15 protein-coding genes are annotated in these 23335 nt (G+C 65.6%); 4 read left to right on the top strand and 11 right to left on the bottom strand.

Going from position 1 to position 23335, the window contains the following annotated elements; genetic code table 11:
• Positions 1-30: 30 nt before the first annotated feature.
• The 11 genes from AB0B72_RS30310 to AB0B72_RS30260 form a co-directional block, all read right to left on the bottom strand.
• Complete coding sequence (locus AB0B72_RS30310; protein ID WP_367742607.1) at positions 31-7002, bottom strand: RHS repeat-associated core domain-containing protein; 6972 nt, start codon at positions 7000-7002, stop codon at positions 31-33.
• A gap of 907 nt (positions 7003-7909) precedes the next feature.
• Positions 7910-8692, bottom strand: coding sequence for a phosphotransferase family protein (locus AB0B72_RS30305; protein ID WP_367742606.1), 783 nt, complete (start codon positions 8690-8692; stop codon positions 7910-7912).
• Between the two features lie 133 nt (positions 8693-8825).
• Positions 8826-10394, bottom strand: coding sequence for a glycosyltransferase family 4 protein (locus AB0B72_RS30300; protein ID WP_367742604.1), 1569 nt, complete (start codon positions 10392-10394; stop codon positions 8826-8828).
• A gap of 30 nt (positions 10395-10424) precedes the next feature.
• Entirely contained in the window at positions 10425-11411 is a 987-nt protein-coding gene (locus tag AB0B72_RS30295) for a Gfo/Idh/MocA family protein (protein ID WP_367742603.1), read from the bottom strand.
• Positions 11408-12451: an NAD-dependent epimerase/dehydratase family protein gene (locus AB0B72_RS30290; protein ID WP_367742602.1), complete on the bottom strand. Its 1044-nt coding sequence runs from the start codon at positions 12449-12451 to the stop codon at positions 11408-11410. Before AB0B72_RS30290 ends, AB0B72_RS30295 begins: the two co-directional genes overlap by 4 nt.
• A gap of 58 nt (positions 12452-12509) precedes the next feature.
• A complete protein-coding gene (locus tag AB0B72_RS30285; protein WP_367742600.1) occupies positions 12510-13877 on the bottom strand; it encodes a methyltransferase domain-containing protein in 1368 nt (455 codons plus the stop codon).
• On the bottom strand, positions 13874-14410 hold the full coding sequence (locus AB0B72_RS30280) for a hypothetical protein (RefSeq protein ID WP_367742599.1): 537 nt from the start codon (positions 14408-14410) through the stop codon (positions 13874-13876). Before AB0B72_RS30280 ends, AB0B72_RS30285 begins: the two co-directional genes overlap by 4 nt.
• Before the next feature lie 22 nt (positions 14411-14432).
• On the bottom strand, positions 14433-14957 hold the full coding sequence (locus tag AB0B72_RS30275) for a hypothetical protein (RefSeq protein WP_367742598.1): 525 nt from the start codon (positions 14955-14957) through the stop codon (positions 14433-14435).
• Positions 14954-15511 (bottom strand): hypothetical protein, encoded by a 558-nt coding sequence (locus AB0B72_RS30270; protein ID WP_367742597.1) that lies wholly within the window; start codon positions 15509-15511, stop codon positions 14954-14956. Before AB0B72_RS30270 ends, AB0B72_RS30275 begins: the two co-directional genes overlap by 4 nt.
• An 87-nt stretch (positions 15512-15598) precedes the next feature.
• Complete coding sequence (locus tag AB0B72_RS30265) at positions 15599-15880, bottom strand: hypothetical protein (RefSeq protein WP_367742594.1); 282 nt, start codon at positions 15878-15880, stop codon at positions 15599-15601.
• Complete coding sequence (locus tag AB0B72_RS30260) at positions 15877-16341, bottom strand: ATP-binding protein (protein ID WP_367742648.1); 465 nt, start codon at positions 16339-16341, stop codon at positions 15877-15879. The genes AB0B72_RS30265 and AB0B72_RS30260 overlap by 4 nt, the downstream gene beginning before the upstream one ends.
• Positions 16342-16579: 238 nt before the next feature.
• Between AB0B72_RS30260 and AB0B72_RS30255 the strand changes: the two genes are divergently transcribed.
• The 4 genes from AB0B72_RS30255 (at position 16580) to AB0B72_RS30240 (ending at position 23317) form a co-directional block, all read left to right on the top strand.
• A complete protein-coding gene (locus tag AB0B72_RS30255) occupies positions 16580-17881 on the top strand; it encodes an XRE family transcriptional regulator (RefSeq protein ID WP_367742593.1) in 1302 nt (433 codons plus the stop codon).
• Positions 17878-18750 (top strand): phosphotransferase enzyme family protein, encoded by an 873-nt coding sequence (locus AB0B72_RS30250; RefSeq protein ID WP_367742592.1) that lies wholly within the window; start codon positions 17878-17880, stop codon positions 18748-18750. The genes AB0B72_RS30255 and AB0B72_RS30250 overlap by 4 nt, the downstream gene beginning before the upstream one ends.
• Positions 18751-18809: 59 nt before the next feature.
• Positions 18810-20198, top strand: a complete 1389-nt coding sequence (locus AB0B72_RS30245) for an XRE family transcriptional regulator (RefSeq protein ID WP_367742591.1) — start codon at positions 18810-18812, stop codon at positions 20196-20198.
• Positions 20199-20602: 404 nt separating this feature from the next.
• The gene (locus AB0B72_RS30240; RefSeq protein WP_367742589.1) at positions 20603-23317 is read left to right on the top strand and encodes a tetratricopeptide repeat protein; all 2715 of its coding nucleotides are present in this window, start codon (positions 20603-20605) and stop codon (positions 23315-23317) included.
• Positions 23318-23335 lie beyond the last annotated feature (18 nt).

The following is a 23335-nucleotide window of genomic DNA, read 5'->3' as shown; positions in this document are numbered from 1 at the left end:
CCGATGCTAGGCGGGCTGAGGTCGGGATCACTAAGTTAGTCCGCACTGCGTTCCATACCCTCCCGCCACAAGGCCCGCGTCCTTCTCATACTTGTTCGTGCATGGATTAGTTCCTTCCATCCAGTAGTATACAGCGAATGCCCACCACCGGCCCGACAGCTTGTAGTATTGCCACCACTGATACACATGGACCGTCTCATGTGAGATCAAATTCTTGTTTTTGAGTACGGTGCTAAGGGGGTACGATGTTAAGAACACTCCGCCGACAGTAGTTCCACTGCGGCCTGGAAGAGCTGGCAAGTTACCACAGATGATCAGATCGCCGGACTTGCCACATTTCTTCTTGGATAACGCTTCGGCCCACTTTACGATAGCGTCATTCGCTTGTTGCATGGTATTCAGATCAAGGAGAAAAGTAGGGAGGTCAAACAGAGTATTGAAGATGACGGCTGCCGCCTCCTTAAGCCCCTTAACGATCGCCTTAGATGTCCATGCTTTGCCAGTATTGATCCAGCTGGCGATCTTATCCTGCAACCACTTTAATGAGCAATTCTCGTCGTTGGTTACGGCCGTGCAGAACGCCTTCCGCACCTCCCGTGCAGCATCCGGACCATAATAGTTCTCTATTTGCTGCAGCCAATCTCCGACTCCTCCTCGAGGTAGCATCGGCATGAAGTCGAGTTTGCCCTTCGAGTCGACTCTCGCGTTTTTGATCAACACCCACATCAGATTCAACTGAGCGTCGGTGAGGCGCGGGTCGAGGCCCATGTCGTATGCTTCACGTTTCGCCGACGCACCAGATGCGGAGCTCCAGTACTCCTTTGGAGCCTGGTAGCCATATGTGGTCACTCCAAGCTGTTGTGCGATCGCGTCCTTGAAGGGAATGTCCTGCTTGAGCGGGGGATTATTCTCCAGCCAGTTTTGATAGAAGTAATCGGTACAGGCGTTCAGATCCCCGTGACAGGTGCCGCTCTGATCGATGGCGAACCCTCCGGGCCCGAGCTTCACGTCGGGTACCGGTGGGTTGAAGTAAGCATCGCACTGGCCGACGGTGCCGTGACACACTCCGTCCGCGCCGATGTCGACCTTGGCCACATGCCCCGTGGGATCAGTCCTGATCAAGGGCGACGCCAGCCCGTAGGCGTACCGGTTCGCCTGCGCCGAAGGCACCGGATCCAGCGTCACAGAGTCCCGGCTGGCGAAGGTGCCGGTGCCGGGCTGGTACCAGCGGGCGTACATGTTGACCTCGCCGGTGTCGGCGTCGGTCCATTCGCCCTGGAAGCCAAGCTGGGATCGGGCCCCACCGGTGGCGGTGACCTGGCCGAACGGGCTGTAGGCGGCGGAGCCGGCCAGACTGGTGGCACCGGCGGTGAAACCGGCCACGATGTCACCATGCAGATCGGCCATCTGGAACTGGGGCGTTGCGGTGCCGATCTTGCTGGACAGAACGTCTCCAAACGCGCCTCGGCTGTAGGTCTCCTGCTTCGTCCCGGCGTTGTCGGTGACGGCGGCCAGGTCGTTGCCGGTGTCGGCGTAAAGATACTTGGTGGTCGTGCCCGCCTTGGTGCGGCTGGTCATGCGGTCGAGTGCGTCGTAGTCGTAGGTGGCGTTTCCGTCGCTGACCATCCGGTCGAAGGCGTCGAAGGAGTAGGTCCTGGTAGCGCCGCTTGTGGTTTGCGATGTCAGGGTGCCGCGGGGAGTGTAGGTGTAGTCGATGCCGGCGCCGGAGGTGAGGCGGTTGCGTTCGTTGTATGTGAAGGTGTCCGCCCCGGCGCGTGTGCGGTTTCCCGCGGCGTCCCACTCGTAGGTGGTCGTGGTGGAGGCGGGGTTGGTCCAGGAGGTGAGACGTCCGGCGAAGTCGTAGGCGTAGCTGTTGCTGCCCGCGCCCGCGGTGCCGGAGGTGACCTTGGAGGTCAGGCGGTCTTCCTTGTCGTAGCCATAAGTGATGGACGCCAGCGCCGCACCGCCGCCGGTCTTGAGCACATCGCTGGTCGGCCGGTTGAGGGCGTCGTAGCCGTAGGTGCGTTGCGGGCCGCCGGTGCCGTACGCGGTGGAGGTGAGACGATCGGCCGTGTCGTAGCCGTAGCTGATCGTGACGCCGGTGAGCGGGTCGACGGCCGTCTTCAGCCGGTCCTTGCCGTCCCAAGTGAAGGTCGTGGTGCCCGCCGCGTCGCCGCGTTGTGCCAGGCGGCCGTTGGCGTCGTAGGCGAAGGTAGCCTGGTCGACCCCGCCCTTTGTGGTCTTGAGCAGCTGCCCTCGGTCGTTCAGGGTGAGGGCGAGATCTCCAGCGGAGGTGGGCCGGCCGGCCAGGTCGTAGCCGAAGGTTTTCGCGGCCGTCGGAGCGGTTCCACCCCCGCTGCCCGCCTGCTGGGTGACCCGCCCGAGGTTGTCAAAGGTGTTGGTGATAGTGACACCACCAGGCTGGAGCTGCGAGACGGGGTTGCCAGTGGCGTCATATGCCGTGGTCCAAGTGCGGTCGGCGGCATTGGGGTGCTGGGTGGTCGAGGGTTCGATCACCGACTCGGCGAGCCCGAGACTGTTGTACGTGGTAATGGTGGCGTTGCCGCGGCCGTCGGTGTACCGGGTCCGGGCCCCCGCCGCGTCATATCCGGACGAGGTGGTGATGGAACTGCCAGCGCTGACCGGCTCAGCCATCTGCTTGATACGGCCGAGGGCGTCAAAGTCATAGGTGGTGGTGTGCCCCTCGGCATCGGTACGGCTGGTCGGGTTGCCGTTGAGGTCGTAGTCGATGGACCTCGTGCGCAGGACAGCAGAGGTGGCGTCCAGGTCCTTGACCGTGGTGGCCCGGCCGGCCAGGTCGTAGGTGATGGTGCTGGCCTGACCGAGCGGGTCGGTGACCTTGGTCTGGCGTCCCGCCAAATCGAAGGCGAAGGATGTCGTGTGGTTGAGCGGGTCGGTCAGCTCAGTGGTCTCGCCCGCAGGGTTGACGGTGGCGGTGGTGGTGTCGCCTCCGGGCCGCTTCTCGGTGAGGAGGTTGCCCGCGTCGTCGAAGGTGGCGTACGAGGTGAGCGTCGCGGTCGTGGGCTTGCGTTCGATGACGGTGGAGGTGACCTGCCTGCCGAGGTCGTCGTAGGTGGCCTCGGTCCGGGCACCGGTCGGGTCGGTGAGCGACAGCAGCTCGCCGTTGAGGGTGTAGGTGTAGTCCGCATGACCGGGAGTGGCGCCGGTGGTGGCGGGTGGCTGGGTGACCCGGACGAGCCGGTCGAGGGCGTCGTAGGTGTTGGTGGTGACGTTGCCCCGCGGGTCGGTGACCGTGGCGGGCCGGCCGGCCGCATCGAAGGTGTAACCGGTCGTGGGGGTGATCGCCGTGCCCCCGGGCGGGGTGTACGCAGGCGCCGCCGCGGTCGTCATCCGCCCCGCCCGGTCGTATCCCATGGAGCTGGTCCGGCCCTCGGGATCGACGGTACCGGTCCGCTCACCGGCGGTGTTGTACCCGTAGTGGACGGTGGGCCGCTGGGTGGCCGGGGCACCGCCCGCACGCTCGACGGCTACCGGCGGCTGCTTGCTCTCGACGAGCTGCCCGATGGGGTCGTAGCGCATCAGCGTGGTGTAGTCGAGCCTGTCGACGCCCGAGGCGTTGCCGGGCGGCGAGGTGACCTCGGTGACCAAGCCCCGGTCGTCGTACTTCCACGTGCTGACCAGGTCGGTGGCGCCGTTCTCGGTGATTTGCTTGACGAGACGATCGGCATTGTCGTACTCAGCGGTGACGCTTTCGATTCGGGAGGTTCCCGTGGCGGTCTTCGCGGTGGAGACAACGTTGCCGTCGGCGTCGTAACCGTAGCTGGTCGTGCGGGCGAGCCCGGTCGGATCCAGCGTCTGGGAGGTGAGCCGGTTGGCGGCGTCGTAGACGTAGTCGGTGCGCGTCTTCCCGCCACCGGTGATCGTCTGCAGTGGGTTGTTCGCCCAGTCGTAGTCGTAGGAGGCAAGTACGACGTCACGAGTCGTGGTGGACCCGTTGAGGCGGACATCGTCGGCGATCTTCTGGGACAGCAGGTTGTCGTCCCAGTAGGTGAATCGGGTGGTGCGGCCCATCGCGTCCGTCTCCGAGGCCGGCCGGCCCTCGGGGTCGTAGGCATAGGACTTCAGCACCACGTCGGTCGCCGGCTGCGGGTTGGTCGGGCTGCCCGTCCAGGCCTTGAGCGTAACCGTGGCCTTCTCGCCACGCGGCGTGTAGCCGTACTGCAGGACGGTGCCGATGGGGCTGGTTGAGGAGATCAGCGCGCCAGTGACATCGAAGGAGTACTGCGTGACGCCGCCCTCCGGGTCGGTCACCGTCTTGATCCGCCCGAAAGTGTCGTAGGTGTAGCCCCTGACGCGGTCAGGATCGGTCCCGGTGAGGTCGTCGAGCGTGGAGGAGGTGGGGTTGCCGTCCGCGTCGAAGGCGGTGCGAACTTCCGCGGTGTGCGTGGCCGAGGTGACCTCGTTGGTGACCCCCGGAGCGGTCGTCGTGGTCACCCTGCTCAGGCCGTCGTAGGCGTAGCTGATAGTCACCCCGGCGGGCTGCGCCGCCGACACGACGGTCTGGCTGGTCGTGCGGCCGAGCGCGTCATAGCCGAACCGCGTGAGCAGGCCCGCCCGGTCGGTGGTGTCGGCGAGGTCACCGTTCGCCTTGTAGTGGTAGACAACCTGCGCGCCGTTGGGCTGCTTCACGGTCTTCGGCAGACCGGCTGGGGTCGTGCCGCCGCCGACAGCGGCCTCGGTGCCGTCGGTGTAGGTATAGGTCGTGGACCGGCCACTGGGGAAGTCGAGCGTGACGGGAGTAGTCACCTTCGCCAGCTCACCCGCGCTGGTGTACTCCCTCTTCGTCGCGTACGTGTTGTCGGTCTCGCTGGCCGATCGCCCGTCACGGGAGACGGTGAGCTGGTCGTTACGGGGATCGAGCGGGTCGGCCGCGTTCAGGTAGTAGGAATAGTAGTCAAGGTGGCAGCTCGTGCCGGAACGACACCTCTTTAGGATGGTGACGTTGCCCCGTTCGTCGTAGCTGAGGTCGGTGACGAGCCCGTTCCGGTCGATGATCTTGTTCATGAAGCCGCCGGTGTCGAACTCGTGCCATGTGATCTGGGCGGACTGGTCCTGCACCCCGTACAGCCGCATACCACGCAGCGGGTCGTGGCCGTAGACGATGGTGTTGTTCTTGGGGTCGGTGACCGTGATCAGCGCCTCAGCGCCGGTGACATAGCGGCTATAGGCCGGAAGTCCTAGCTGCCAGAGACCACCGTTGCGGTCGGTGTGGGTGGCTAGCCGGTCCATGCCGACGTTGTACGTGTTGGAGGCCCACACCTTGCCGGATGGAAGCGTGACGGATGTCAGCTGCTGCGCGGCCAGCCGGGCGGCGTAGTGCTCCTTCACCCGTGCCAGGGTCATCGGCGAGTTGAACAAGGCCACCTCATCGAGGTCGCCGGTGAAGCCGAACCGGCCCTTTGTGCTCCTGGACGACGGCCAGCTGGACGAGGCGATGCCGTCGCCGAACTGGGCGTACCGCATATACCCGTGATCGATGGTCCCCGACAGCGTGCCGACGACTTGGCCGTCCAGGTAGAGAGTCTGGGAGTTACCTGACCCCGACAGGACGACCTGGTGCCAGGCACCGTTGTTCACCGTGCCGGCCGAGGTAATCGGAGCGCGGATGCCCTGCCAGAACTGACCGCGCAGTTTCCCGTCGGTGCCGACGTAGACAGCCGGCACGTACGACGAGGACGACCCCGTGATTGAGGCATCCTGGTAGCCAAGGATGACGCCGGAGCCGGTGGTCTTGAACCATGCCTCCGCCGACATGTAGCCGCCGCGCTGCACCAGCGACCAGTCGGGGAGCTGCACATACGATGAGCCGGCCAGGCGGACCGCGGTGTCGCTGGTGCCCGTCAGCGCGCCGGAGACCCCGTAGGTGATGCCGGAGGAGTAGGTCGCGTTGTCGTCGCCGAAGTTGGTCGCCACGGCGCTGGCCGCGGTGGCACCGCTGGACTCGCCCAGCCTCCAGTAGCCGCCCGCATCGGAGTTCAGGACCGTGCTGCGCATGTGTGAGCCGGTCCCGTACGCGTACGTGGTGCAGTTCGGAGCCGCGACGGGCGCGCAGACCTGGGTCAGGGTGTCGCCGGTGTAGGTGTAATTCCACGTCAGCGGAGCGCCGTTGACCGAGTCGGTGCTGACCGAGGCCACGTGCACGCCGGACCAGGTGAACGTCAGGTGTCTTCCGCTAGGGGTGGACGTCACCTGCGACAGATTGCCCGTCGTGTACGTCAGCTGCAACCCGCGGCCATGCTGGTCCGTCAGGGACGACAGGCGGCCGGAGCTGTCGAACACATAGGAGATGCCGGACTTGTCCATCAACCGCCAACCGCCTGCGGCGACCGTCGCCAGCGTCAGGTACTCGCCGGGTGGAGGCTGGAAGGTGCCGTCCCCGTTGTCGGCGAAGCGCATTTGCTCGCCGCTCGGCATGGTGACCAGCAGGGTCGCCGGAAGGCCAGTCTCCTGCTCTAGGCGCATGTCGTACAGGGTGGACCATCCGGCGCCGAACAGGCCGGTCGTGCGCGGGTCGAGGCTGTTGTAGGACCGCGAGACTGACAGCGACGGACCGGCGCCCGGCACCGATGCGTCGGTCTGGGAGGTGGTGTAGTTGCCGACCATGTGGTTGAACTCGCGGCCGTCGGTGCCGGCAGCGAGGTTCGACGTGATCCCCGGCTGCTCGACACCGGTCAGCAGCAGATACCACGACGACCCCACTGAGGCACCGCCCCCGTCAGAGGCCTCGATCCCCCAGTAGTACTCCGTCGCCCACTTCAGGCTCCCTGCCGGAGGCCGCCACGTCTGCGCCGTCTGCCACGACGACTCCTCACACCAGTCCCAATCCTCGTACTCACCCGCACAGATAGTGAACTTGTAAGTCGGGGTGGAGGAGGGGTAACCGTCGACCGTTTCGGCCTCAGCGAAAAGAAGCGGGCGTAGCGATCCGACGCGGGCGTTGTTCCCCGGAAGCAGATTCACGATATTAGGAGGCAAGTCCCAGGACAACGTACCGAGAACACTCGACGAAGACGCCTTAGCCGAAGACGGGCTCGCCACGACCAAACTGTCCACTGCTTGCCGTGGGGCACTCGTGCTGTCCGCCTTCGGCTGCGGGAAATACGGTTTACCAACGGCGCGAGGCACTCCGGGGACGGCATTGCGCCGCTCCCCATGAAGAGTGGTTTTGACATCAGCCGCCACCCCTCCCTTGACCGGAAGTGTGGATCGCGTCGCCTCTGCGGGCACGAGATGACCTCGCTGCGCGGCCGAACCGGCCATCTGCTGAGGCGCCTCACCGGCGGGCAACTCGACCGACGCACCAGGCACTCCGGACTCCGCCGATGCGGACTGCGGCATAACCACCAGCAGCACCGGTGAGAGTACAACTACCGCAATAGCTAACATCTGAATCAGCCAGCGGGCAGGATTCAGCCAGGTCCGGCAACGCGCCATTAGTCCTTCACACTCCAAACACGCCCTGCGAACAAATCGTTCGCGCTCCCCCCGCAACGGGTCCGCCCCCGCGGTGTGGCGTTCAGAGCATGATCTAGCAAACGATCAGAAAGTACCTCGGGTGCAACAGCGGATCAAGAGAAGGAAGGCGGTCTTCTTTCGCAAATACCCCAAACCTATTCAGTTAGGTCGGAAGGAGCTTATAATCGCCCATGCGCCATGTATTGATGTGCCAATGATCGCGTCAAGTCTTGGGTTATGTATGCCATGCCCAGACGAGGAAATAAAGGCAAGACCAGCGGGTTACGTCTTCAACACGCAGAGTCGATGAAGCGAACCGGCACCCCCGGTGACTCGCCCTCCCCGACAACATCCGGCGATGCGTGTTCAAATAGTCGCCAAGGTGGGTCTCGTAAGATCAGCTAATAGATGATCAGTTGAACAGGTCACGCAGCCGGTCTGCTTGCCGCGCCAGGGTGCCGTGCGGGTTGCGCCCGGAGAAGACGCCGCCTGGACCGAGCGTGCACAGCCAGGTGAAAGCGAGCAGGCGCTGGAGGTCCAAGACTCGCGCCGCCTCTGCCACGGTCAGCTCGACGTACGCCAGCAGCGTCGCCCCGTCGAATGTCCCATCGAATCGTGAGATGTGCTCGATGACCTCGGCGAGTTCGAAGGCGCGGTCGCTGCGGCCGGAGTCCTCCCAGTCGACCATCTGGACGCGTTTGCCGTCCCACAAGTAGTTGGCCAGGTTGCCATCCGACAGGCCGAGCACCGGCGTGGCCTCTCCGGAGACCAGCTCTTCGGGCGCGCAACTATCGAGCCACTCCGCGCCCATCGCGAACGCCCGCAGCACCACAGGGTCCTCCCCCAGATACGGCTGCTCTGCGCGAAGCCGCCGGGCCTTGGCCACGGCCACGCTCGGATTCCAAGGAGAAGGGGCCATAACGGCCAGCGCGGACGCGGGAACCGACTTATGCAGGGTCGTGATCGCCTCGGCCATGGCTTTGATCTGCTCGGCGGTGACCGTCTGCCCCCGCAGCGGGACGCCGTCCAGCCGGGACATCACCACGACTGGGGGCTCGGCGTGCAACTCCGCTACCACGGGTAGCGGCGCCAGATCGGGTGCGTACTGCGCCAAGATTTTCAGGGCGCGCCATTCCTGCTCGTGCTCGCCACGGTCCCAGGAGGCGTAGGTCTTGACGACTCTGTCGGCGTGCATCGTAATGCCGTGGGTGCTGGACTGGCTGGCCATATCTTCCTCCCGCGGTCCCATAGCGCGCCTACCGTGAGCAGGCTCGTCGATGCCGGTCACCGAGGTTAGTCCAGGAAGCGTGGCTTCCATGCGTAGACCTTCATTCACCTTGCCGATCCCTCCGGCCGGAGGCCTGCTCGTAGAGCTCCTGATAGCGATCGGCCACGGCGGTCCAGCTGTAGTAGCGGTGAGCGTTGCGCGTGGCGTTGTCGGCACGTCGCGCCCTTTCCGCCGGATCGGTCAGGGCAGCGATTAGAGTCGCGGCGAGGTCGTCGATGTCGTCCGGCTTCACCAGCCAGCCATCAGCCCGACGGCCATGGCCCGTGATGATGCTGGCAGGACCGCCCGTCTTCGTGGCTACCGGCGGAGTGCCGCAGGCAGCGGCCTCGACGTAAACCATGCCGAAGCTTTCGTTCACGGCGGGAGCCACCATGAGGTCGGCGCAGTTGAGCCCCTCGGGCAGCTCGTCATGACCGCGCCAGCCGATGAAGTAGACGTGTTCGCCAATGCCGAGCCGTCGAGCCGCTGTCAGAGGGTGCTCCCCCTCGGCTTCCCCGGGGTAGCCACCCCACAGCAGCAGAACCGGCGCGGGATCGACCTTTCTGCAGGCCACCGCGAATGCTTCAAGCAGGACATTAAGCCGTTTGACCTGCTGAAACCGGCCGACCCACAACAGGACAGGACGCAGAGCGCCATCAGCGTCGCGCATCCTCGCCAGGTCCGCCTCGGTGTAGCGAATGCTGCCAGGCTGCTCCCCTGGTCCCCATCCTCGCGGGTCTTTGATCAGCCACCGGCGCAGGCGGGCCAGGCGCTGCGCGTCGTCGAGATGCAGCGGCACGAAATGGGCTGTGTCCACCCCGTTGGGGACTACAGTGATCTCTTCCTCCGGAACGGCCAGCAATCGGTTGACCTCGCCACGATCGCTGTCGGACACCACGACGATGCGGCCGGCCTGCCGTACGTAGCGCTTCATCTGCAAGCACCACAGGTCGGCGTACCGCCAGAGCCGCCAGTCGATCGCCTCCACCCGTCTGCGCTCGTCATCGCCGAGAACCAGGCCGTGCAGAAGGCGATCCAGCAGGACCTGCTTGTCCTCCGAGGTGTCACAGGCATCGGCCATCGTGGTGAGCGGGATCCCGAGACGGGCGGCGAACCGGCTGATCTGCCGCGCCTGCTCTAGGAGCTTGAGGTCCGTGCCGTGGAAGGTAGTGATGACAGGGATACCCGGGTAGGCGTGACGTGCTGCGGCCTGCAAGTGGCTCAGGTGGTGCACGTGAACGAGATCCGGGCGATCGCTCCGGTGGCGGTGCAGGAACGAGTGCCAGGCACCAATGAGGTGTTCAGTGGTGCTCGGGGCCACCGCGGTGAACACGCGATCGGGCGCGGCGGGCCCGCGATCCTCATAGGAGGGGTGGAACGGCGAAGGCTGCCCGTCCATGCCGCTGGCGCCGTCTGCGTACGCCGCTGCCGCAGGGTTGTAGTCCATGGCGGCCACGGGAAGGCCAGCGTAAAAGGAGGGTGCGTGGCTGAAGTCGCCGCTGGAGCCCAGCGATCCGCAGAGAATCTGGACGGCATGGCCTCGTCCGGTGAGCTCCCCGCCGAGGTAGCGGATCACCTGAGCTGATCCGCCACGGGGAAAGAACTGGACGACGGTGTCCACAGTGAGCATGCGATGTCCTGACGAGTAGAAGCCGGAGCGTCACCGGCGGGCGAGGATGTGGTCGGCGGGCGTCACGCAGGTGCCGGTGCGTGCCGCGCTTAGGATCGCCTCGGTCGCCGCGACGGCGGCAGCGCCCTCGCTAAGCGTGACGATGTCAGTGGGGAGGCCGAGCAGAGCATCACGGAAGGCTTCGTGCTGGCTTCGGTACGGTTCGACGCCCGGGACCTCGTGGCTCGTCACCCTGCCCACCGAGGAGCCGACATCAGGCTCACCATGCGCGTAGTGAGTGAGGGTGCGTGTCAGGGCGTCGGCCATCACCCAGCCCTGAGCGGTGCCCGCGGTGACGATCCGCTCCTTGTACGGAGAAATGCGGCTGACCTGGAGGTTGCCGATCTCGCCCCCGCTGAGGCGCAGGACGGCGACGGCGAGGTCTTCGTGGACGCGCCCGTCGACGTGGCCGATGTTGCCGACGACAGAGGTGATGTGGCTCCCGGTGAGCCACATGGTCAGGTCGACATCGTGAATGGCGATGTCGGTGACGACGCCGACATCGCGAATCCGGTCGGGGAACGGGCTGTGGCGGCGGGTCGTCACCTGGTAGACAGCACCGAAGTCTCCGTCGCGCAGGCGCAGGCCGAGCTCCCTCACTGCCGGGTTGCGCCGCTCGGTATGCCCGACGGCGCCGATCAGGCCGGCGTCATCGAACGCCTCGACCAGTCGCATAGCGGCTGGCAGGGAGGCAGCGAGGGGCTTCTCGATCAGTGCGTGGATTCCCGCCGCCGCCAGGGCCAGCCCCATCTGCTCGTGCTCGGCCGTCGGCGTGGCGACGACGCAGTAGTCCAGCTCCAGGCTCAGCAGCTCTTCGAGGCCGGCCACGGCCTGGACGCCATCGAACGCCGCGCGCCGTACCGGATCAATGTCGGCGACAGCGACCAGGGCGACGCCGTCCAGCGAGCGCAGGACTCTCGTGTGGACGCTCCCGGCCCACCCGAGGCCGATGACCGCCGCCCGCAAGGGTCTCGTCATCTGTGTTCCGCCGTGGTGTGAGCAGCGGCGCCGGCATTCCAGCTCGCGATCCGATCGCTCTCGCCGCGGAGCCAGTCTGGGATGGCGGCGGGTACGGCACGCAGCCACTGGACGTAGCGCGCGATGCCGGTATCCACCGTGACTTGCGGTTCCCATCCCAGGGCATCGGTCATGCGCGCGATCTCCGCGCATCCACCGAGGGGATCCTGCGCGGGCCGGGGCGCGTCTTGGAATTGCGCGTCGAGGAAGTGCGTTCGGACCAGCTCGGCGACCCGTCGTACGGAGGTGATACGGCCGGTGCCGAGGTTGATGGTCTTGCCGCTCGCGGTCTCGGCTACCAGGGCGAGGCAGATCGCTGCCGCGGCGTCTTCGACGTGGAGGAAGTCGCGCACCTGGCGTCCGCCGTTGTTGAGCGGCAACGGGTCACCGATCATTGCGTACATCGCGAACTGGGCGATCACCCATGAGTAGGCGCCCGGCTTGGGAATCTGGCCCTCGCCGTACACGCTGAACGGGCGCACCACGACGTGATCGACCTTGGCCGGCTCCAGGAGGAACCGTGTTTGCCACTCTCCCCACGCCTTCGCCGCCGCGTAGAGGTTGAGCGGGCTGATGGGCTGATCCTCGCTGAAAACCTGGACCGCGTCGGTTCCCGACGTCCCGTGGCCGTAGACCTGGGCCGAGGAGATGAACGCGAAGCGGCGTACGTTCCGGGTCTGGGCCACGGCGCGCAACACCGTCTCGGTACCCGCGATGTTGGAGTGGAAGGCGGCTTCGAGGTCCCGGGTGCAGCCGGCGACGGTTGAGAACGCGGCGGAGTGGACGACGTAGTCGCTGTCGCCCACCAGAGCTCGGACGAGGTCTTCGTCGCAGATGTCGCCGACCGCCAGGCGTGGGTCGCGTTCGTCCACACCGAGCAGGGCAAGGGTCGCTCTGTCGTAACCGCTGAGGTCGTCCAGGACGGTGACAGATGCCCCGGCGGACTCCAGCGTCCGACGCAGCGCCGCGCCGATCAGGCCGGCACCGCCGGTGATCAGCACGCGCGCACCCTTGAGTGTGGTGAGCCAATGATTCATCGATCTCGTTTCCTTAGGCAGGTCAGGAGCAAATGAAGGAACCCGTGAACTTGGTCAGCGCGAAGTAGCCGTCGCGAGCGATGACGTCTTCGACCCGCGCCCGTGCCCGCGTGTGCAGCTCCTCGAAGAAGTTCTCACCGAGATCTCCGGGCTCCGATGCCGCGCAGCAGTAGTTGTGCGCGGAGTAGAACGCCATGAACGCCTCCGCGCTGGCGAACCGCAGCTGGTCCTGCCATGTACGCAGCTCCACGTTCGCGAAGTGCCGGCGTAGGTACTCTTCGCCGTTGGCAAGCGAGATCCGGGCCTTGGGCGTGGCCTTGAACAGCCGCTTCGGCGCGTCCATGTCCCGGAGGACGGCGAAGTGCATCTCGTACATCTCCACCATTGAGTCGGTGCGGTCGGTGGTGAGCACGAATCGTCCGCCAGGACGGAGGACGCGCCTCACCTCGGCGAGGCACCGATCGATGTCGGGGACGTAATGCATCATGTACGTCGCGATCACGCGTTCGAACGCGTGATCGCCGAAGAGGGACAGGTCATCGGCGCTGCCCTCCACCCACTCACACGGAGTCGCGACGCCTGCGAGCCGAGCTTCGGCGGCTCGCAGGACGCCGGGGGCGATGTCCAGTCCAACGATGTGGCCGTCGGCAAGGTGGGGGCGAAGGTGCTCCAGAACGAAACCGTTGCCGCACCCAATGTCGAGCAGCGTCTCCGTGCCCGACAGCTCGAGCTGCTCCACCAGGTGGTCGATCAGTGAGCGGGGATTCGTTCGGTACCGGTTGTGGGCGAGCTGCTTGCCGTCCAGCATCCGAGTGTCGGCGAAGTACACGTCCCGGGCTTTCTCCGCGGACAGCTCGAAGAACTCCTCCGGGATGACCTCGGCGGCGAGCTTGTCCACCTCAGGCGTGCGGAAGTCCATGACGCTCCTCTCGGGGCAGTCGGATGCGGTGGTCGGCCACTTCGTGCCGACGTACTTGTCAGGCAGCAGGTCGGCGAGCGCAACGCATCTGCCGGTGAGCACCACTGACAGATCGGGCGCGTGGTCGAGCAGGAGCTCACGGCACAGCCCGCACGGAGGGACGATGCGAGCAGGGCCGTCCTCGGTGGGTTTGGGGAAACGCACCGCGGCGACCGCCACCAGGGCCGTATGAGTGGCCATGCGCGCGGTCCCGAGAGCGACGGCTTCGGCGCAGATCGCCGCCCGGCCGACCATGGCGTCCAGGTGCAGGCCCAGATGCACGCCGCCGTCGGCGTCGAGAATCGCGGCTCCGATCTGGTGGCGTGCGAGCAGGTAGCGCCGGGCGATCAGTTCGTACGCCGCGCCGACCAGGCGGCGGCTGACCTCGTCCTGGCAGGTGCCGCTCGGATCGAGGCTTTCCTCCACCCTCACGCTGCTGTTCCTGCGGCGAGGAAGTCCTCGTGGATACGGGACTCTTGCGGTCCTCTCGTGCCCTGATACTTGCCGCGGTAGAGCGTCACATCGCCCTGAGTCGTCCAGAAGGTCACCTGGCCGATGAGCAGGCCAGGATAGATGCGGACGGGCTGCACGGCGTGCAGTTGCAGCGTCCACTGGTTGACCGAGCCGATGTCGATCAGATCAGCGGTCACGTGGACGAACAGGCCGAGGCGGGCGACCCCTGACCGCGCTCGGATGACGGGGACGTAATGGTCGCTGCCCATCACCTCGACCGTACTGCCGAGGTAGATCCGATCCGGCTTGAGGATCAGGCCCGTCTCTGGAATGACGAGCTCCTGCGCCGGGTTCGGACGGCGGACGTCGAGCATCTCGTCGGTGTAGACCTTCAGCACCGGGCCGAGCCGGAAGTTGTAGCTGTTGGGGTTGACCTGCTCGGGGAAGAAGGGATCGATGGTGATGCGCCCGGTATCGCGCTGGCGGGCGATCTCCGGCCCAGTAAGGATCAACGAAAGGGCTCCTTTCGGGCGTTCAGCAGCCTGAGGTCAGCAGGCTGGGATAGGGGGTGACGGCCTCGGAGAATTCACCGAAGTGGCCGTCGTAGGGACACTTGTCGCCGGAGGGGGTCCAGAAGGACACCTGGCCGACGGTCATTCCCGCGTAGACCCGGATCGCCTGGCATACGACGATCTCCAAGGTCCAGTGGTGGATCGCGCCTAGATTTCCCAGATCCGCGGACACCTGGAGGTACACACCGAGCCGTCCGAGAGAGGATCGGCCGATCAGTGATGGCACATAGTGAGTGCTGCCGATCCGCTCGGCTGTGGTGCCGAGGTACACGCATCCCGGCCGGAGCAGGATCCCTTCCGCCGGGATGGCCGTCTCATCCAAGGGATGCGCGCCCAATGCATCGATCACGGGACCCGCGTGAGTGCGAAGCGCCGGCCCCAGCCGGTAGTTGTAGCTGTTCGGGTTGACCTGCTCGCAAGAGAAGGGCTCGATGCTGATACATCCCGCTTCGCGCTGCCTGATGATCTCGGGGCCCGTGAGGATCATGGGAGCATCTCGCGTGCGAGCTCGGCCGCTCGAGTGCGCAACTGCTCCGCGTCGCCGTCGTTGACCACTCGGTAGTGCGGGTCACAGGCTGGCACGGACTCGGTCGGATGCTCATCGGACCCCAGCGAAAGGTCCCTACGCGCCACCTTGCGAATGTGGCGTAACTCCTCAGGAGCCGACACCTCCACGAGCGTGAATCCCAAGGAGAGCAGCGAATCAACGTCAGGAGCCCGCATGTCGTCACAGAGAGCCACACCGTGTGGGTGCAGGGCGGCGGCCTGGGCGACGCGTTGGGCGAAAGGCGTGGTCAACGCCGCAGGATTGATCCTGCGCAGATGAGCGGCCAGGTCGTTGAGCAACAACCCATCCTGCTGATGGACGTCGATCAATGGATGGCCGGCGAAGGCGTGGATTACGGCCTGAAGCGTGTACAGCGGAGCGGCGAGCTTGAGAGTGACGACCGGTCTGCCCATGGCCGAGAACTCTCGGCCGAGGAGCTCGGCGAGCGTCGACTTGCCGGCACCAGGCTTTCCGTAGAGAGCAAGCTTAATCACAGTGGCGTCCTGAGCAGCGAAGGGAACTGGTAAGGCGGGACGGCGTGGAGCCTTACGGGGGCTCTGGCCCCACGCCGTCGCGCCGGCTTATCGGTCGACCTCGGCGAGGACGCGCTCGATACGATCGGCCGCTGTGGCGAGATCGCCTACGGGGGCGATCCGCTGGGGCCAAGGAAAGAAGAAGCACCACTCGCCGTCGCCATCGGCCGCGGTGATGACGCTTTCGGTGAGGACCGGCGCGGCAAGGTTGACCACATGCAGTCGGGGCGTCCGCCCCTCACCCACACGAACTCGGGCGGAGAAGCGGCCCTCCAACTCGGCGGCCAACATCTGGAGACATGTAAGGGCTTGCTCCGGATCCATCGTCACGGCAGATCTCCCGAGTCGCGGGGAACAGGGATCGGACAACTCATGGGAATCGCGAACCAGACGGCCTTCCCGTACAGGGCTTGGCTGGTGGAGTAAGCAACGTCGTGACGGCAGCCGCAGCGGCCTCCCGACACCTCGAAGACGATGCCCAGTCCGCGACCGTGCTCCTCATCGACGCCGGCCGTGCGCATGACCGGGCTGATGGTGCCGCTGTCGACGATCTCCACGTACAGCTGGCTCTGCTCGGTCCGCAGCACGAGCTCGAAGGGAGCGTCTCCGTACAGCACGGCGTTGCCGACGAGTTCACTCACCATTAGAACGGCGTTGTCCACGGACTCTGGGGAGATTCCGAGCACGGCAAGCGCACCGCGGGTCAGCTGTCGCGCCTGGGCCGCCGCCTGAGCGTCCTCCCGCAAAGGCCAGGCGGCGATGATGATCGACCGCTCCCCGACTAGAGTCACCAAACCCGCCTCCCTCGCTGATCTCTGGCGCCCTCCAACTGTGTCGCGGTTCGATTACTGCTGGTAGCGAGAGATAGCCGCGCCGGAGTGCGGGGAACTCTCACCGCGAGTGCGGCGGATCCACACCATCGAGACACCGTCCTGGTCGGTCTCTCTGATCTACCGTCGTCATATGCCTGGTCACGACCTGGAATGCGCCGGGAGGATCCGGACGGGGGCTCCGGGCAGGCCCCTGAACGTGATCGCACAGGAGATCCGTGCCTGCTGCGGTCACTCGCCGCTCAAATCACATCGGCTCGCCAAGGGATGGACCATCGAGAGGGCGGTCGAGTCATTCCACGAGATGTGCGCCCGCGAAGGTCTCGGCGCACGCGGCCTGACCATCCGATCCTGGATCGAGTGGGAAGGGGAGCACCTTCCCAGCGCTGACTACCAGGATCTCCTCTGCCGCCTTTTTCTCACCGGGCCCGTGCAACTGGGGTTCGCGCGAGCGTACGGTTCGGCCGGTGAACCCGCGCGACCGCCGTTCAATCAGCAGGCTGTGGTCATCAACGTGGCGCGGGAATCGCTTTCACACGCCGGCGCAGCCCATCTCAGCGACGTCAGCGCGATGAGCTTGGAGCACCTCGACGGCGAGATCCGTCGCCTGGCGAGCGAATACGTCTACGCCGACCCGTTACCGCTCTTCCGCACGATGCTTCAGCTCCGCGACGACATCTTCCGGCTTCTGGACGGGCACGTTCGTCCTGGCCAAGCCGCCCAGCTCATGCTGTTCGCCGGTCAGGTGTGCGGCCTACTCGCGAACGCGAGCCTCGACATGGGAGACCGGGCCGCGGCGATGACCCAGGCGAAAGCGGCATGGACCTATGCATCCGTCATCGACCACCATCCGCTGCGGGCATGGGTACGGGGACTCCAGGCGATGATCTCTTATTGGAACGGCTGCGCGGCCATCGCTGGAGATTTAGCTCGCGACGGACAGCGCTACGCACCCAGCCGTACCGCGTTCGCGCGTCTCGCCAGCATCGAAGCGCTGGCATCGGCGGCAATGGGGGCGGAGGCCCAAACCCTTCGGGCTGTCGGCGGCGCTTGGGATCGCAAGGGGGACTACGACGAGATCCACGACGGTGTCGGTGGAGAGTTCCACTTCGACATGGCTAAGCACTTCTATCTCGCCGCGGGCGCGTATGTGCATCTACGCCATGCGGACGCTGCTATCACCTGCGCTGACCAGGCCATTTCTCTTTATCGAGCAGGCCCGCCCCATCTTCGCGCCTACGGAAACGAGGCGATCGCGTACTCAGATCTCACCGTTGGCCACCTCCTGAAGGGCGATTTGGAGGCTGCGACGAGCGTGTTAACCAACGTGCTTGCCCTGCCGGAGCGGCAGCGTATCGACGGCCTGGCCCAGCGTCTGCAACGCGTACGCGGCTGGGTGACAGCCGAGCCGCGATTTCGCGGGTGCCCCCACGCGCAAGCCCTCGTCGAGCGCATCGAGGAGTTCGGCGCTTTCGCTCCTGGACGGGAGCTGGCACCGTGACAACCGTGCTTTCAGAGGACCGCACCCTGCTCGACCTCTGCCACGCGGCAGGGATCGACTGCCGAGACGCACGGTTGATTCGGGTATGCGCCAACACGGTCTTCCACCTTCCCCGGACCGACGCTGTGGTGCGCATCGCGTCCGCGAGGACGGCGGCCAAAGCGCGGTGGGCGATCCGGATGGCGCACTGGCTCGAAAGCATCGGCTTTCCGGCAGTGCGTGTACATCGGGATGTTCCCGAGGCCGTTTTGGTGGACGGCGCTGTCGCCACCTTCTGGGAGTACCTTCCTCAGCCACGCGATGCGCCCTCCGTCGTACGGCTCGCGCCGCTCCTCCGGCACCTGCATGAGGAGTTGCCGCCCTTCCCGCTGCCGCCGTGGGATCCCGTGGCGGACGCCCGTAGCAACCTCCATCTGGCCACCGGGGTACTACCGGACGCTGACCGCGAATTCCTGCTGGGATGGTGCGACCGCCTCGATCGGAACCTTCCTTCGAATCGGTACCGCCTGCCATACGGGCTCATCCACGGCGACGCTTGGGCGGGCAACCTGCTCTGGCGCGGCGAGGAAGTCGTGTTGTGCGACCTCGACCAGATGTGTCACGGGCCCCTGGAGTGGGACCTGGTGCCCACAGTCGTGAACGGCCTCCGCTTCGGCCACCCTTCGGCTGAGAAGTTCCTCGCGGCGTACGGGTTCGACGCCACGGCAGCAGAGGGATTCTCCCTGCTCCGCCAGGCCCGGGAGCTCATCATGCTGACAGGAGCACTGCCGGCTCTGTCCAGTCGGCCATCCATCGCGGATGAGGTCGGCAGGAGAATCGCCAGCCTCCGCGATTCCAGTAGCCAGCACCGGTGGACGCCGTACGAGTAGCTGCGGGTGCACCACTCGTGACGTAGCGTTGGAGTGGACCTTGCGTGGGAGGCTCCGAGATGGCCAGGCCTGTGCACGATGGCGAGTGCGCCCAGCGCATTCGCATGCTCCGGCTCCTCCAGGCCACCGAACCTCCCTCGCTTGCCGTGCTATCGGCGATCGCGGTGGAGATCGCTCAGTGTTGCGGCCACCATCCGCTCAAGTGCTTCCGGCTGGCGCATGGATGGAACAGCGCGGAGAAGGCCGTCCAGGCGCTGCATCGAATGTGCGACGAGCAGGGGCTTGGCGCACGAGGGCTGACCAAGCGATCCTGGCTTGACTGGGAGAGCGGGCACCGGCCGGGCGCGGACTATCTGGACCTGCTGTGCCGCCTCTTCCGGACCGGCCCGGTGGAGCTCGGCTTCGCCAGCGATTACTCGCCGGGCGTGAAGACTCCGGTCCCCACGACGGAACGGGAACTGATCATGAGCGCCGCCAGCGAATCCAGCGACCACGCCGCAGAGATCGAGGCCGCAGCCATCGGACCGAACGCGCTGGAGCAGCTCGGCGACGACATCATCCGTCTTGCCCGCGCGTACGTGCATGCGCCGCCGCTTCCGCTCTTCGGGGAGCTGACCCGCGTTCGCAACCGCACGTATCGCCTGCTGGAGCGCACGCGGAATCCAGGACAGCAGCACGACCTGTACTTGGCGGTCGGACAGGTCTGCGGGCTGCTGGGCAGCGCGAGCTTCGACCTTGGCTACCCGTACGCCGCAGCGGAGCAGGCGAGGGCGGCCCGCGTGTATGGGGAGGTCATCGGCCACAACGAGTTGTCAGCGTGGGCCGACGGGCTGCTGGCATGCGTAGAGTTCTGGGCCGGTCGCCCCGCTCAGGCGCTCCGGCTGGTTGAGCGAGGGCTGGCGATCGCGCCTGCTGGCACGACCCGGGTTCGGCTGCTCAGCATCGCCGCGCGTGCATCCGCTCTCCTCGGCGATTCCGATAGCACTCGCGACGCCATCCTTGCCGCCCAAGAGGCGCGGGGGCCGCGCGGGGAACTGCACGACGACGTGGGCGGCGAGTTCAGCTTCGACGAGGCGCGGCAAGCTTTCTGCGCTGGCTCGGCCTACTTGAGCGCGGGCATGGCAGCGGAGGCCGAAGCCGAGTGCGAGCGGGCACTCCAGCTCTACCGTGACGTGTCCGAGGAGCAGCGCTGGTACGCCGCGGAGGCGAGCGCTTCCGTCGATCTGGCTGCAGCGCGATTGCTTGCCAGCGACGTTGACGGAGCAGGCGATGCGCTGTCTCCTGTTTTTGCCCTACAGGCGGATCGGCGTGTGGAAGGGCTTATAAAGCGCGTTATGCATGTCCGTAACTCTCTTGCTTCCGTTCCTGCTTCGCAGGCAGGCCAGCTGGTGGAGCGAATCGATGACTTTGCGACGGAAACGGCTACCCGAGCGCTTCCGTCGATTTGATACGTGTATGGATATTTCCTGAGGCGTACACATCCCTGGGCGCCCTGACCTACTCGTCGCCTTCCACGTCACGTTGCCTCGGTCGCCCCTCACCTGCAGTGACACCACGACCAGCTTTAATCGCTCGCTGACCACCGTCAGTTTGCCTAGTCCGTGGCGTACACAGAATCAGGGCTCAATCGCAACCGATTCCTCAATTAAGGTAGGACACCAAATAAGAAGATGCGAGGTCATCACCCAGCCACCGCTGGAATCAGGTGCCACGGCTGTGACGCCAGGGAACCGGTAAGTGCCTGTTGATATCAGGTCGATCCTCCGTAAGATGCGGAAGACCAGAGATCGACAAGAGAGCCGAACCCCGTGATTCGCTTGGATGGCACAACCGGCCGGGAGAGGTCGGCCTGTTGACTTCGACCCAGCGTTTTCGGCATGTCATCCCCCTTATCGCCGCCCTGGTCACCGCAGTGGCGGTCTTCGCGGGCATCGTGGCCGGGGTCAACGATGGCGGGGGTCTAGGGCAGGAGCAGTTCATCTTCGCCATGGTGGCGTCGATGCTGTCTGGTGGCATCGCCTTCTGGCAGGTGAAAGACCAGGTTGCAAAGCAGCGCCAGGAGATACCGGCAGCGAACGGCATGCACCTTCCCCAGACAGGACGGCTGTACCAGCTTCCGCCCGACATCGAAGACTTCACAGGTCGGGCAGAGGACGCCGCAGAGCTCGCTCGGCTGCTTATCTCTCGTAGGGCCGACACGGCGGTTGTCGTGACCGCCCTCTCCGGCAAGGGTGGCGTCGGCAAGACCACGCTCGCGCTGCACGTCGCACACCGCGTTCGCGACCAGTTTCCTGACGGGCAGTTGTATGTGAACCTCCGTGGCGCTGAGGCTCAAGTTCTCGATCCCGCTGAGGTCCTCGGCCGGTTCCTACGCGAGCTGGGCGTCGACTCCGAGAGCATCCCTGAGCACCTGGAGGACAGGGCGCGGATGTACCGGGCCCAGCTTGCCGACCGGCGCATCCTTCTCCTGCTGGACAATGCGCTCAACGAGCAGCAGATACGCCCACTGCTCCCGGGAAGCGCGAGCTGCGCCGTACTGATCACGAGCCGGTCCCGGCTGGCTGCGCTGTCCGGAGCGCACATTCACCCCCTCGACGTCATGACCCACGAGCAGGCCTTAGATCTACTCCGGCACATCGTCGGCAAGGCACGGGTGGCCGCCGAACACGAGGCCGCGCGCGAGATCGTGCGACTGTGCGGACGGCTACCACTCGCGCTCCGCATCGCGGGAGCCCGGCTGGCATCCCGCCAGACCGACCGGCTCGCCGGCTTCGCCGTACGGCTCCAGGACGAGCAGCACCGATTGGATCTACTCAAAGTCGGTGATCTCGAAGTGCGTGCGAACTTCGCACTTAGCTACCAGGGGTGCGACGAGGAACTCAGGCGGGCGTTCCGGTTACTCGGTCTACCGAAGGCCGCTGACTTCTCCGCCTGGACGCTGGCCGCGCTAGCTGGCATGTCACTGCATGCGGCTGAGGAGATGCTGGAACACCTGGTCGATGCCGAGCTGATCGAGATCGGCGGCGAGGACCGGACAGGGATTCGGCGCTATCGCTTCCATGACCTGTTGCGCGTGTTCGCTCGCGAACGGCTGGCGGAAGAGGAGAACGAGGCGGGCCGTGACGAGGCGCTGGCTTGGCTGCTGGAGCTCTACATCGCATTGGCGACCAACGTCTCGGTATTGCTCGAGCCAGGTGGATACGGCGAGCCGATGCGCGTGGACCCGGTGCTGCTTCGAGCGATCCAGCATGATCCTCGCGAATACTTCCTCACCCATGAGACTACGTTTCTTCTCGGTGTTGAACTCGCCGGCGAGGCGGAGCACTGGCGGTCTGCCTGGCGGTTGACCAGGGCGCTTCCCGCTACGTCACTCTGGCCGTCCGACTGGTCCAGCTGGATGCGCGCCCACCAGATCGGGTTGGACGCCGCGCAGCGAGACGGCAGCCGCGAGGGCGAAGCCGAGATTCGCTGCCAGATGGGAGCTATTTACCGAGCGCAGGGCGACTACGTCTCCGCCGAACGGCATCTGCGCCTATCGGCCGAGATTGCGGAGGAGATAGGTGACGAGCTCAGGAAGGCCGTCGCCTTGAGCATGCTGGGCGACACCTACCGCTACACGGGCCGTCTCGAACAGGGGGTGCGCTGCTTCACGCAGGGATTGGACGTGTTCCGCCGACGCGGCATCCCGCGGTACGTCGCCTGGGCGCTCAACGGCCTTGGTGACCTGCAGCGTGGACAGAGCAAGTGGCAGGAGGCGACGGACAGTTTCACCGAGTGCCTCCAGATCTTCGACAAACTCGGTGACCGGCTGGAGTCTGCTCGCGCCCGGGTACGGTTCGGCATCGTCTACCGGGATCAATGCCTGTACGGAGAGGCGGAGCGCCTCTACCTCAACGGCCTGGGCGTGATCCGCGAGTTCGGCGATCGCCGCTGGGAGGCACGAACTCTGCGCCAACTGGGCGTCCTGTGGCGCAACATGGGCCGTACCAACCAGGCGATTGAAGCGTTGGACGAGGCGCAGGAGATCTTCGAGGAGCTTGTGGACCGGCGTGGTGTCGCCGTCGCACTGCGGAACAAGGGGGACGCCTACCGGCGCGCCGGTGACTATGAGGCAGCGATGGAGTGCCTGGAGGACGCCCTTGAGCGGTTCCAGGAGCTGGGGGATCGCCGTTGGCAGGCCCGCTCCCGAATGAGCATTGCCGACACAATTCGGCACGCCGGGCGCTGGGAGGAGGCGGGCGCTCACCTTAATGCAGCCTCCGACATCCTGCAGGAGATCGACGACCGCCCCGGTCAGGCCCGTGTGCTGCGCACCTTCGGCCTGTTTCATGCCGGACAGGGGCATTGGCAGCAGGCCATCGAGGCGTATCAGGAGGCGCGGACGATTTACGAGTCGCTCGGCGACCGTGCCTGGTCTGCCCGGACGATGGCCGAGGAGGCGGCGGTTCATCACGGGAGAGGCGATGAGGAAGCGTGGCGTGACCTGCGGCAGCGGGCTGCACAGCTCTGCCGCGATTGTGGCGCCCGTACCGACGAAGAGGTCGGGCTCTGGCTCACATCATGGTGATCTGCGGGTGTGGCTCTG

The sequence above is a fragment of the Microbispora sp. NPDC049125 genome (assembly GCF_040802045.1).
Taxonomy (GTDB): Bacteria; Actinomycetota; Actinomycetes; order Streptosporangiales; family Streptosporangiaceae; genus Microbispora.
This window is presented reverse-complemented; position numbering and strand designations above follow the sequence as displayed.